We start from the raw sequence: 13,331 nt of genomic DNA, 5'->3' as shown, positions 1-13,331 counted from the left end.
ACTCGCAATGAACAGTGAACTGCGTCGATTTTCCTTGAAGGCGCTGCCGGCGCTGATGCTCACCGCCCTCGCCGCCGGCCTGCTGCCGGGCGCCGCGCAGGCCGCCACCCCGCCTGCGCCGGGCAAGGTGTTCAAGGACTGCAAGGACTGCCCGGAAATGGTCGTGCTGCCCACCGGCACGTTCACCATGGGCACCCCGGAGGATGAGGTCGGCCGCGAGCCGGATGAAGGGCCGCTGCACCCGGTGACGTTTGCCAAACCGCTGGCGATCAGCCGTTTCCAGATTCTGCGCGGCGAGTGGGACGCCTACCTCAAGGACAGCGGCTACAAAATGCCCGACGGCGACACTCGCCCCGGTCGCGCCTGCAAGGCCGGGATCCCGGATTATCAGGGCAGCGACCCGCGCAAGCAGTACACCGACAAGCACCCGGCGGTGTGCATGGATTTCCCGGAGGTCGAAGCTTACGTGGCCTGGCTGTCGAAGAAGACCGGCCAGCAATACCGGCTGGTCAGCGAGTCGCTGCGTGAATACGCCGCCCGCGCCGGCAGCACGGGGCCGTTCCCCCTTCCCGTTCGATGAAGGCAAGGAATACAGCATCGCCAAACACGCCAACACCTATGGCGCCGCCGATGGCTACAACTTCACCGCGCCGGCCGGCAGCTTCCCGGCCAATGCCTTCGGCGTCTACGACATGCACGGCAATATTTATGAGTGGACCGCCGATTGCTACAACGAGAACTACGTCGGCGCGCCAAGCGATGGCAGTGCCTGGTTAAGCGGCAAGTGCGACGTGCGGCGCATCCGTGGCAACGACTGGGGCGAGGCACCGGTGTTCTCGCGTTCGGGCAACCGCAACGCCACCTACACCGACACCCGTGGCGACTGGATCGGCTTCCGGGTCGCCCGTGATCTGTAACGCCATCGCCCGGCTAAATTAGCCGTCCTGCCAGTCGTTCTACAGGTGGGCGCGATCCTCCATGGCGCGCCCACCGCCCCTCTACGTCATCCAGGCGAACCGCCCGAGCAGTGCCGGTGTTCGCCGCTCCTTCAAGCAGGGAACCTCCATGAGCAAACCAACACGCGGGGTGATCAATGAATTGTTCGCCCTGCTCAAACCCTTTCGACTGATCGTCAGCGTGTCGATCCTGCTCGGCATGGTCGGTGGCCTGAGCGTCACCGCGCTGCTGGCGACCATCAACAACGTGCTGCACGCCGAGGGCGCACTGACCAGCACGATGGTCGCGGTGTTTGCCGGCCTGTGCCTGCTGGCGCTGACCAGCTCGATCTTTTCCGACATCGGCACCAATTTCGTCGGCCAGCACATCATCGCCAAATTGCGCAAAGAGCTGGGCGAGAAAGTCCTTTCGGCGCCGATCGAGCAGATCGAGCGCTATCGCAGCCATCGGCTGATTCCGGTGCTGACCCACGATGTCGACACCATCAGCGACTTCGCTTTCGCCTTTGCGCCGCTGGCGATTTCCCTGACCGTGACCCTCGGTTGCATGGGCTACCTGGCGATGTTGTCGTGGCCGATGTTCCTGATGATGGCCGTGGCGATCCTGATCGGCACGGTCATTCAGTACATTGCGCGCGGGCGTGGCATGCAGGGTTTCCTCAAGGCCCGCGACTACGAAGACGAGTTGCAGAAGCACTATCACGCAGTCGCCGAGGGCGCCAAGGAACTGCGCATCCATCGCCCGCGCCGGCATCGCATGTTCGTCTCGGGCATCGAAGGCACGGCCGACAAAATCTGCGACACGCAGGTGCGTTCGGTGAACATTTTCGTGGTCGCCAAGACCTTGGGTTCGATGCTGTTCTTCGTGGTGATCGGCTTGGCGCTGGGCCTGCAATCGCTGTGGCCGAGCGCCGACAAAGCGGTGATGAGCGGCTTCGTGCTGGTGCTGCTGTACATGAAAGGGCCGCTGGAACACATCATTGGCACCCTGCCGATCGTCAGTCGTGCGCAAATCGCGTTCCGCCGGATCGCCGATCTGTCCGAGCAATTCTCCTCGCCCGAGCCGCACCTGCTGCTCAGTGATCAGGGCCATCAAAAGACCCCGGTGCACAGCCTGGAGCTGACCGATGTCTCGTACAGCTTCCCGACGGTAGAAGGCGCCAAGCCGTTCCGGCTGGGGCCGGTGAACCTGAAAATCGAACAGGGCGATATCATTTTCATCGTCGGCGAAAACGGCTGCGGCAAGACCACGCTGATCAAGTTGCTGCTGGGCCTGTACGCGCCGCAGCAAGGCGAAATCCGCCTCAACCAGCAGCTCGTCGATGCCGCCAACCGCGACGATTACCGCCAGTTGTTCACCACGATCTTCGCCGACTATTACCTGTTCGACGACGTGGTCCAGGGCGATACGCATATCCCGGAAGACGCCAACCAATACCTGGAGCGCCTGGAAATTGCGCACAAGGTCAGCGTGCGTGACGGCTCGTTCACCACCACCGACCTGTCCACCGGCCAGCGCAAGCGTCTGGCCCTGATCAACGCCTGGCTGGAAGAGCGTCCGGTGCTGGTGTTCGATGAGTGGGCCGCCGATCAGGACCCGACCTTCCGGCGGATTTTCTACACCGAGCTGCTGCCGGACCTGAAGCGTTTGGGCAAGACCATCATCGTCATTTCCCACGACGATCGTTACTTCGATGTCGCCGATCAACTGGTGCGCATGAGCGCCGGCAAAGTGGTCACTGAGCTGCAACCCGCCTGACTGTGAAAATTTTGTAAAAAATTTGCGTTGAGTTTTCCGGTTTTCGGAAGGCTCAACGTCTTACTAACAGTTAATAGAAATAGTTCTCAGTCAACACTTTGAAGAGTAGAAGAACAATGCCCGCACCGCACGGACTCCACCCGCTCGCCAAGGCTCTGCTGATCCGCCGCTCCTTCCGTTGCACCTTGCCCGCGTTCTGCGCCATGGCCCTGACTGTGCCGATGATCGGCCAGGCCCAGGCCGCCGCCGTGGCGATCAATATTCCTGCACAGTCGCTGGGGAGCGCCTTGCAGGAATTCGGTCGCCAGACCAACCTCCAAGTGCTTTACAGCCCGGATGAAGTCAGCGGCCTGCGCAGCAGCGCGGTCAGTGGCAACCTGGAACCGACCGCCGCCATCGCGCAACTGCTGCAAGGCACCAACATCGCCTACAGCGTCGAAGGCAACAACGTCGCCTTGCGTTCACGCAGCAGCGGCGGCGCCAGCCTCGATCTGGCCCCGACCAGCATTTCCGCCACCGCCGAATCGGCCTGGGGCCCGGTCGACGGTATCGTCGCCAAGCGCAGCGCCACCGGTTCGAAGACCGATTCGTCGCTCAAGGAAATCCCGCAGACCATCAACGTCGTCACTCAAGACGAAATCAAGATGCGCGGCTCGAAGACCGTCACCGAGGCCCTGCAATACACGCCCGGCATGACCGGCGGCGGTTTCTCGGATCGAGTGAAGATCTTCGACGAACCGACGTCCCGTGGCTTCTCCCCTACTCCGCTGTACCTCGACGGCCTGCACATGCCTTACGGCGGCGGCAGCACCGGCGGTTCGCTGCAGATCGACCCGTACACCCTGGAGCGCGTCGAAGTGCTCAAGGGTCCGGCCTCGGTGCTGTACGGCCAGAACCAGCCGGGCGGTATCGTCAACATGGTCAGCAAGCGTCCGACCGCGACCCCGCTGCACGAAGTGAAGCTCGGTGGCGGCAGCTATGACCGCAAGTACGGTGCCTTCGACCTCGGCGGCCCGATCGACGATCAAGGCGAATTCCTCTATCGCCTGACCGGTGTGATCAACGACAGCGGCTCGGCCATCGACTACGCCAGCCAGAACCGCATGCTGCTGGCGCCAAGCCTGACCTGGCTGCCCAACGACCAGACCACCATCACCGTGTTCGGTCAGTACCAGAAAGACCACGATGTACCGGAAGCCCAGGGCCTGCCCGCCAACGGCACCGTACATCGCAGCCAGGCCGGGCGCATCAGCCGCAGCCTGTTCCTCGGCGAGCCGGACGTGAACAAGTACCACCGCGAGCAGTTCGTGGTCGGTTACGAGATCGCCCACGAACTCAATGACGTCTGGACCCTGAAGCAGAACGCGCGTTACGCCGACATCAACGACCAGTACGTGGCGCCGCTGCACGGTTATGCGTTCCCGACCAACCCGGTTACCGGCCTCAACGACGGCAGCTACCAGAGCCGTTATGCGGTGGACTGGTCGCAGCACAACAAGGTCTACGGCATCGATAACATTGCCCAGGCCAAGTTCCACACCGCCGACGTCGAGCACACCGTGCTGCTGGGTGTGGACTACTACCACTACAATTCGAAATTCCTCGGCCTGTACGACCGCACCGCTCCAGGTCTGGATCTGTACAACCCGGTGTATGGCAGCCAGATCAATTTCCGTCAGCCGTACAAATGGGACAACACCATCACCCAGACCGGCCTGTACGCTCAGGATCAACTGCGCTGGAACCAGTGGTTCCTGACCCTCGGCGGTCGTTATGACTTCGCCGAAACCGACAACAAGCAACCGCTGAGCGGCGGCCACAGCAATCAGAAGGACGAGAAGTTCACCGGGCGTGCCGGCCTGGGCTACGAGTTCGACAACGGCATCACGCCGTACGTCAGCTACGCCGAATCGTTCCTGCCGCAAACCGGTACCGACATGAGCGGCGGCGCCTTCGAACCGACCACCGGCAAGCAGTACGAAGTCGGCGTCAAGTACGAGCCGAAGGCCATCGACGGCTTCATCCAGCTGTCGGCGTACCAGATCGACCAGGACAATATGCTCACCACCGACCTCAACAACCCGGGCTTCAGCACCCAGAGCGGCTCCGTGCGTTCGCGCGGTATCGAGCTGGAAGGCAAGGTCAACGTCACCCGCAACCTGCGCGTGCTGGCGGCGGTGTCGCGTAACCAGACCAAGTGGGAGAAAGACAACGACGGTCGCGAAGGTCGCACTCTGGCCATGCGTCCACCGCTGACCGCCTCCGCGTGGGTCAACTATGACTTCGACATTTCCACCGCCCTCGCCGGTTTCGGCATGGGTCTGGGCGCCCGTTACGTGCGCAGCAGCTACGGTTCGGATTACGAGTCGGACTCGTTCCAGATTCCGTCCTATACCGTGTATGACGCCATGGTCTCTTACGACCTGGAGAAATCGCCGCTGCATGTCAAAGGCGTGAAGCTGCAAGCCAACCTGCAAAACCTCACTGACGAGAAGTACGTGGCCGCGTGCAACGGTACCCTCGATTGCTACTACGGCGAAGGCCGCACCATGACTGCTGACGTGACCTATAACTGGTAATACGTTTAGCGCTCACTGAAACGCCGGCATTTGCTGGCGTTTTTTTTGGGGGACTTGGCGGCCTTTGGGCCGACCAGGCTCTTGGGGGGTTGGGTGTATATCCGTTTTTTCGGGTGCTGCCGCTGGCGGTTTCGCTCTTACAGCGAGTCACCTTTTCCAGACGCCGAAAAGGTAACCCAAAAGGCTTTGCCCCGGCGTACGGCACTTCGCTTAGGCTCAGTGTTCCCTCGCTACGGTGTCCATCCGGGGGCATCGCCTCCGGTTTGCTTCGCTGCACCTCCTCTCGATGTATGCGGCTCCGCCGCATGGCGCTGCGCGCCTAACCCCCGGGTGAACACCTTCGCTCGGCCTGCCGAAGGGGCAAAAAATCAAAAGCCAAAGCAAGATCAAAAACCACATCAAAAGCCCCTCACCCTAGCCCTCTCCCGGAGGGAGAGGGGACTGATCGAGGTGTTTGGGGGAGCTACGCAGACATGAAATACCGAGTCGAACTCAGGTTCTGAAAGGCTCACGAATTGGCTCCCTCTCCCTCGGGAGAGGGCTGGGCGGGCGGCGTTCCGATGAGGGGCAAATCCACCACAAAACCAAATCCGAACACCCGCTCTGCACCACTCAATAGGCCGAGTGTCAGCTCGCCTGCTTTTGATCTTGATCTGTAAGGCGACGTCGGAAGGCTGAGTGGAGGGATTCATCCGGGGGTGGGAGCGCAGCGACCGTTTGGCGCAGCCAAACACAGCGAGAGGAGGTGCAGCGAAGCAAACCGGAGGCGCTGCGCCCGGATGGAGCCCGGAGCGAAGGGACCCCGAGCCCCAGCGAGCGGGCCGAACGTAGGAGCAAGCGTTTTTTTGCTTACTTTTTTTAGGCGTTTGTAAAAAAAGTGAGTCGCCGTAAGGGCGAAACCCTAGGCGGCCGTTACCGCAGCAACGGATATTCACCCCCCCACCCCATTAAGCCAAAGTAAACACCTCTACCAAGCGCCCAGCAATCAACCCCAGCGCCTCTTCAGCCTCATCAACAATCGCCCCCATCCGCATAAAGTCATGGGTCATGCCCGAGTACACCTGCAAATCCACAACAACCCCCGCCGCCTGCAAATGCCGGGCATACGCCACCCCCTCATCATGCAACGGATCACACTCGGCCAACACCATCAACACCGGCGCGACATCGGCCGGAACTTCGCCGAGCAACGGCGAGAAACGCGGATCAAGACGATCGCTGGCATCACGCTGATAGTGCGCGTAGAACCACTGCAGCGAAGCCTTCTCCAGCAGATAACCTTCGGCGAAACGCTCGATCGAAGGCGTGCTGCGACTGGCATCGGTGACCGGATAAATCAGCACCTGCAAACGCGGCTGCACAGCGGCATCCGTCAGTTGCGCAGCCAGCACCGTGGCCAGGCTCCCACCAACGCTGTCACCGGCAATCGCCAGCCGCGCCGTGTCGATGCCCAGATCAGCAGCACTCGCCACCAGCCAGTCCCAGGCATCGCGGGCGTCGTCGGCCGCTGTCGGGAAACGATGTTCCGGTGCCAGTCGATACGCCACCGACAGCACCACACAATCCGCCAGCAAGGCCAGCGCGCGGCACAGCGAATCATGCGAGTCGAGGCTGCCAACCACATAGCCGCCGCCATGGAAATACAACAGTGCCGGACGACCGGCACCCGCCTGCAACGCATGGTTACTGTAGATCCGTGCGTTCAACAGTGCACCGTCACGCACCGGCAATTGCAGCTCATCCACCACGACCAGTTCTTCACCGCCGGCGTCCATCAGCAACGATGACTGATCGAATTGTTCACGGGCCTCGCTCGGGGTCAGCTCATGCATGCCGACGCGTTTGCCACTGGCCCGGCCGTTGCCGACCAGTTGCAGAAATGCGGCGATATCAGGATTCAATGACATTCAAATCTCCAAACCGATCGGGCGCCATCAGCGCCCGATCGGTTTTGCTTGGGTTTCACAGCAGGTTTCAGGACATGACTACTGATTCAACGATCTGGCCGAGCATTTCTTCAGCCTCGGACAGGAAAGTTTCATCGCGCGGGATCTGGAAGTGCCCGCAATCCAGCCATTCACCGCCCATGCCCGGCTGGTCGAGTTGCGCCGCCAGCTCCAGTGCCTCGGCTTCGCGACCCAAGCTCCACCAGCACGTCGGGTCGACGGTCAGCGGCGCACAGCGCTCAAGCTTGAGCGACAACTGCTTGAGCCGGCGCGCCACGCTGAACACCTGCGCCAGTTCTTCGGCACCCAGCGCCACATAAGTCGACGCCCCGCGCTCGGCGCTCATGGCACGCTGGAACAGCGCGCGCAGGTTGTGCGGCGTTTCCTCACCGTCGATAGACAAGTCCGAAGCGGCGTCCGGCAGCGTCACCTGCAGGAAATCGCGCAGGTCGGCTTGCCAGTCATCGACCGCCCCGACGTCAACCGCCGCCGACGGCACGAAGCTGTCGACCAGCCCGACAAACTTGACCTGTTGCCCGGCCTGCTCCAGTTGCGCGGCGATCAACATCGCCAGCGTTCCGCCCAGCGACCAGCCCAGCAGGTGATACGGCCCCTGCGGCTGTTTCTGGCGAATCTGCGCCAGGTAATCACTGGCCATTTCCTGCAGCGAGGTGTCGTTGAACGCCGGATCCAGCAGCATCCGCGACTGAATCGCCAACAGTTGGCGTTGACCGCTCAGGCGCCGCGCCAGCGGCTCGTAGTCGAACACCGTGCCGAAGCCGGCATGCAGGCAGAACAACGGCGCCACGCCCTTGACCTCGGCGTTCATCGCCAGCAACCCGGAGGCTTTTTCCGCCGTGCCCTGAACGCTCGCTACCAGTTCGCCGATGCTCGGTTTCTGCATCAGATCGCGCAGTTTCAGGCTCAGGCCCTGAGCCTTGAGCACACGGCTGCGGGCCACCACTTGCAGGCTGAGGATCGAGTCGCCACCCAGTTCGAAGAAGTTGTCGCTGAGCCCGACCCGTTCGATTTTCAGCACCTCCTGCCAGATCTTCGCCAGGGCTTTTTCCAGCTCGGTGCGCGGCTCGACGTAGGCCAGGCGCTGTTCGGCGTCCGGATTCGGCAGGGCCTTGCGGTCAAGTTTGCCGTTCGGCGTCAGCGGCATGCGCTCAAGCACCATCAGGTGTGCCGGCACCATGTAATCCGGCAGGCTGACCTTGAGTTGCTCGCGCAGACGTTCGCCCAATCCGTCGGCCGGCGTCTCGGCAGCGGCCAGTACATAGCCGAGCAGTTGCTTGCCGCTGACACCCTCGCGGGCCACCACGGCAGCGTCACGCACGCCCGGCTGCTGCTTGAGGCGCGCTTCGATTTCACCCAGCTCGATGCGGAAACCACGGATCTTCACCTGATGGTCGATCCGCCCGAGGTAATCAACGGTGCCGTCGGCACGCTGGCGCACCAGGTCGCCAGTGCGGTACAGGCGACTGCCGTCGGCACTGAACGGGTTGGCAACGAAACGTTCGGCGGTGCCACCGGCACGCCCCAGATAACCGCGAGCCAACGCGCCACCCAAGTACAACTCACCGGCAATGCCGGCCGGCAGCGGGTTGAGATCGCTGTCGAGCACATAACCGCTGCGCTCGCCGACCACGCTGCCGATCGGCGCATAGGCCGCGCCGCATTGATCGTCGACCGCGGCCTTCCAGATCAGCGGCGTGACCACCGTTTCAGTCGGGCCATAGCCGTTGATGATGTACTGCGGTTGCAGCGCTCGTTTGGCCAGTTCGAAACTCGCCACCGGCACCGCATCCCCGCCGAAGCAGTAGATCCGTACCGGCGGCGGATTGCCGTGCTGTTCGGCATGCTCGGCCAGTTGCTGCAGGTACACCGGCGGGAACGCGGCCACGGTCACCCCATACTGATGCAGGGCGTCGTAGGTTTGTTCGGCCGTCCACAGGCTGTCGTCGCGAATCAGCAAACGCGCGCCGTGCGTCAGGGTGGTCAGCCAGCGCTCATGCGCGCCGTCGAAGGCGAACGACATGAAGTGCAACTCGCAATCGGCCGCGCTCATTTCGTAACGCTGGCCGATCGCCTGGCAGTGCATCGCCAGCGGCCCGTGCGCCACGCCGACACCTTTCGGCTGACCGGTGGAGCCGGAGGTGTAGATCACGTAGGCCAGGTTGCCCGGCTGCACCGCCACCTGCGGTGCCGACGGCGGCTGAGCGCGCAGGTCCAGCTGATCGAGTTCCAGCACATGCAGGTTGGCCTGGGTCGGCAGCACCTGACGCAGACTCGAATCGCTGAGCAGCAAGGCGATGCCCGAATCGTGCATCAGATAACTCAAGCGCTCGCGGGGATAGGTTGCGTCCAGCGGCACATAGGCGCCACCGGCCTTGAGCACCGCCAACAACGCGACGATCATGTTTTCGCTGCGTGGCAGGGCCACACCGACCCGCACTTCCGGGCCTACACCTTCGGCGATCAGCGCATGCGCCAGACGATTGGCCCGCGCTTCGATCTGGCCGTAGCTGAAGGCTTGCTCATTGAAGATCACTGCGGTTTGTTCGGCACGTTGCGCGGCCCACCCGGCAATGCGCTGGTGCACCAGCGTGGTCTGCGGGTGCGCGACAACGTCCGGCGTGGGCGCGACTTGCCCGGTCGGCAGACCGATGCGTCCCAGCGCCTGCCCGGCGTCCTGAACCAGGGCCGTGAGCAGGCCTTCCATGTTGCTGCGGATGCCTTCCACGGTCGCCAGATCAAAATGTTCGCGCAGGAACATGTACTCGATCACCAGCCCGTCTTCGAGAGTGACCATCAGGTCCATCGGGAAGTTGGTCAGGCCTGAGTTATTGATTTCGCCAAACTTCAGCGAATCATCGCGCCACTCGCGCAGCGCCTGATCGATCGGGTGGTTCTCGAACACGATGATGCTGTCGAACAGCGACTGCCCGGCACGCCCGCCCCAACGCTGGACGTCGGTCAGCGGGGTATATTCGCGCTCGCGCATCTCCAGGTTGAAATCCTGCAACTCGCGCAACCAGGCACCCACGGCCTGCTCGGCCGGCACGTCCTTGATCACCGGCAAGGTGTTGATGAACAGGCCGAGGATCGATTCCGAGGCCGGCAGGCTCGCCGGACGCCCCGCCACCGTCGCACCGAACGCCACGCAACGCTGGCCGCTGTACCGGCTGAGCAGCACCAGCCATGCGCCCTGCACCAAGGTGTTGAGGGTGATCTGCTGCGACTGGGCAAAGGCTTTCAACTGCTCGGTGCGGGTTGCGCCCAAACGGCTGTACAGCGCCTGGTGACCGCGACCGCTGCCGGTGCGCGTCACCGCGTCCGCCAGATAGGTCGGCTCGTCGAGCAGGCTCAGGTGCTGACGCCAGAAACCTTCGCTGGCATTCGCGTCCTGCTGCTGCAGCCAGTTGATGTAACCGCGGTACGGCACCGCGTCGGCCAGTGGTCGTCCGGAATACTGGCTCAGCACTTCACCGATCAACTGCGAACTGCTCCAGCCGTCGATCAAAATGTGATGGTAAGTCCAGATCAGTTGATAGCTGTGCTCGCCGACTTGCACCAGCGTCAGCCGCTGCAGCGGTGGCTGGTCAAGGTCGAAGCCCTTGGCCCGCTCGGCATCCGCCAGGCCTTGCAAGGCTTCGGCCGAATGATCCTGCTCACGCCAGTCGAGCAGACTGAACGGCAACTGCGGATCGGCGAGGACGAATTGCAGCGGCTCGGCCATGTCCTGCCAGAGGAAACCGGTGCGCAGAATGTCGTGGCGACGGCTGACGGTTTCCCACGCGGCTTGCAGACGCAGCGGCTCAAGACCCTGCACCGGAACGCTCAACTGGTTGACGTACAGGTCCGATTCCGGCGAATTCAATCCGAGGAACAGCATGCCCTGCTGCATCGGCGACAAGCGATAGAGCCCGTCGAGTTGCCCCGCCGGCAGTGGCAGTTGCGCCACTTGCGCCTCGCTCAAGCCGTGCAGCGGCAGGTCGATCAGCGCCGGCTCCGGCGCCACATGCCCTTCGGCAGCCTGCACGCACAGGGCCAATTGTTGAATGGTCGGTTGTTGGAACAGGTCTTTCGGGCTCAACTCCAGCCCTTGCTGACGGGCGCGACTGACCACCTGAATCGAGATGATCGAATCGCCGCCCAAGGCAAAGAAACTGTCATGGGTGCTGACCTGCTCAAGGCCCAGCACTTCTTTCCAAATCTCCACCAACATTTGCTCGGTGGCATTCACCGGTTCGACATGCAACTGCGCGGCACTCAGCTCCAGTGCTGGCAGGCGCTTGCGATCGATCTTGCCGTTGGGGGTCAGCGGCAGCTGCGCCAGCCACAGGCGGTGGCTCGGCACCATGTAATCCGGCAGGGTCGCGCCCAGCCAGTTGCCGAGGGTTTGCTGCAGTGCGGCCTGTTGCTCGGCGCTGGCCTCGATGATCGCCGGATCGCTCGGCACCAGATAGGCAATCAGTTGCTGACTGCCCGACACTTCGCTGGCCACGACCACCGCTTCACGCACGGCGGCATGCGCCAGCAGACGCGCTTCGATTTCGCCCAGCTCGATACGCAAGCCGCGAATTTTCACCTGATGGTCGATCCGGCCCATGTACTCCAGCTCGCCCTCCTCGCGCTGACGAATCAGGTCGCCGGTGCGGTACATGCGCTCGCCGTTGCCGTCGAAAGGATTCGGCACGAAGCGCTCGGCCGTCATCGCCGCACGCCCCAGATAACCGCGCGTGATGCCGGCGCCGGACAGGTACAGCTCGGCCGAAACGCCTTGCGGCACCGCGTGCAGATCGGCATCCAGCAGATGGCTGGCACTGTAATCGAGCGCGCGACCAATCCGTGCCTGACCGCCAGCGCTGCGGCGGGTCCAGGTCGAATAAGTGGTGTCTTCCGACGGGCCATACAGGTCGTAAACGTGCTCGGCCGTCGACTGCTGATACAGCGCCTCCACCAGCGCTTGTTTCAGCGGTTCACCCGCCAGGTTGATAATGCGCACGCTCGGCGGAATCTGCCCGGCACGCTGCAGCGCAGCAATTGCCGACGGCACAGTGTTGATCAGGCGTACCTGATCGCGGGCCGGCAGTTGCGGCAGCTCCAAGGCATTACGGGCGATGATCAGCGAGCCGCCGTTGGCGAGGGTGACAAACAGCTCCCACACCGACAGGTCGAAGCACACCGAAGTCGAGGCCAGCACGCCTTGAATGTCATCACGGCTGTAGACCTTGCCCGACCAGTCGATCAGCGCCATGACGTTGCGATGGGCAATCGCCACGCCTTTCGGCTTGCCGGTGGAACCGGAGGTGTAGATCACGTAGGCGAGGTTGTCCGGAGCCACCGATGTTTGCGGCGCGCTGCTCGGATAACCGCTCAGCGACAGCTGATCCAACAGCAGCACTTGGGTATCGCTCGGCACGCTCAGGGTCTTCGCAACGGCCTGCTCGGTGAGCAACACCCGCGCCCGACTGTCTTCGAGCATGTAGGCCACGCGATCCGCCGGGTAGTCCGGGTCCAGCGGCACGTAAGCGCCACCGGCCTTGAGCACCGCGAGCAAGGCAATCAGCAACTGCTCGGAACGCGGCATCGCCACGCCCACGCGTACTTCCGGGCCGACACCCAGCTCAAGCAGTTTGTGCGCCAGACGATTGGCCTTCGCGTCCAGCTCGGCGTAGGTCAGTTGCGTATGGGCGAAGGTAACCGCCAAGGCATCCGGGGTCGCCGCCACTTGACGGGCGATGGCTTGATGGATGCACAGATCGGTGGAGAAGTCGGTACTCACCTGCGGGCTGTGCTCGATCAGGTTCAGTTCACTGAGCGAACGCTCCCCCGACTCGCTCATCTGCCCGAGCAAACGCTGCAGATATCCGGCCAGTTGCACCACGCTGTGTGCGGCAAAGCTTTCGCACTGGTAGCTGAAGTGCATCGACAACTCGTCGCTCAAGTGCACCAGCAGCGTCAGCGGGTAGTTGGTCTGCTCATGATTGTGGATTTCACCGAAGCGCAGTTCTTGCGGTGCGCCCTGCGCCAGCGCCTCGGACACCGGGTAGTTCTCGAACACCAGAATGTTGTCGAACAGCGC

At 62.7% G+C, this 13,331-nt stretch carries 4 protein-coding genes and 1 pseudogene (1 of these 5 running past the window's edge); 3 read left to right on the top strand and 2 right to left on the bottom strand.

All coding sequences use genetic code 11. From position 1 onward, the window contains the following. The first annotated feature begins 7 nt into the window (after nt 1-7). The 3 genes and pseudogenes from E3Z29_RS12435 (at nt 8) to E3Z29_RS12425 (ending at nt 5,294) form a co-directional block, all read left to right on the top strand. Nucleotides 8-917, top strand: a pseudogene (locus E3Z29_RS12435) (formylglycine-generating enzyme family protein). A gap of 148 nt (nt 918-1,065) precedes the next feature. Beyond that, nucleotides 1,066-2,715 carry a cyclic peptide export ABC transporter gene (locus E3Z29_RS12430; protein WP_007968743.1) on the top strand — a complete coding sequence of 550 codons (1,650 nt, stop codon included), beginning with the start codon at nt 1,066-1,068 and terminating at the stop codon, nt 2,713-2,715. Nucleotides 2,716-2,831: 116 nt separating this feature from the next. Then, nucleotides 2,832-5,294 (top strand): TonB-dependent siderophore receptor, encoded by a 2,463-nt coding sequence (locus E3Z29_RS12425; RefSeq protein ID WP_134785892.1) that lies wholly within the window; start codon nt 2,832-2,834, stop codon nt 5,292-5,294. 947 nt (nt 5,295-6,241) lie between these two features. Here the strand turns inward: E3Z29_RS12425 and E3Z29_RS12420 are convergent. Further along, nucleotides 6,242-7,201 carry an alpha/beta hydrolase gene (locus E3Z29_RS12420; protein ID WP_134785891.1) on the bottom strand — a complete coding sequence of 320 codons (960 nt, stop codon included), beginning with the start codon at nt 7,199-7,201 and terminating at the stop codon, nt 6,242-6,244. Between the two features lie 67 nt (nt 7,202-7,268). Beyond that, nucleotides 7,269-13,331, bottom strand: the end of a protein-coding gene (locus E3Z29_RS12415) for a non-ribosomal peptide synthase/polyketide synthase (protein ID WP_134785890.1). It continues 8,934 nt past the right edge of the window; 6,063 of the gene's 14,997 nt are visible here — the last part of the coding sequence; its start codon lies beyond the right edge, outside the window — the gene reads right to left on this strand; its stop codon occupies nt 7,269-7,271.

Origin of the sequence: Pseudomonas sp. S150, from assembly GCF_004526365.1 — a bacterium.
In the GTDB taxonomy this organism is placed as follows: Bacteria; Pseudomonadota; Gammaproteobacteria; order Pseudomonadales; family Pseudomonadaceae; genus Aquipseudomonas; species Aquipseudomonas putida_A.
This window is presented reverse-complemented; position numbering and strand designations above follow the sequence as displayed.

What these genes read in the sequence shown, in the direction of transcription:
- E3Z29_RS12430 (WP_007968743.1), top strand. Translation starts at nt 1,066, where the DNA reads ATGAGCAAACCAACACGCGGGGTGATCAATGAATTGTTCGCCCTGCTC.
- E3Z29_RS12425 (WP_134785892.1), top strand. Translation starts at nt 2,832, where the DNA reads ATGCCCGCACCGCACGGACTCCACCCGCTCGCCAAGGCTCTGCTGATC.
- E3Z29_RS12420 (WP_134785891.1), bottom strand. Translation starts at nt 7,201, where the DNA reads ATGTCATTGAATCCTGATATCGCCGCATTTCTGCAACTGGTCGGCAAC.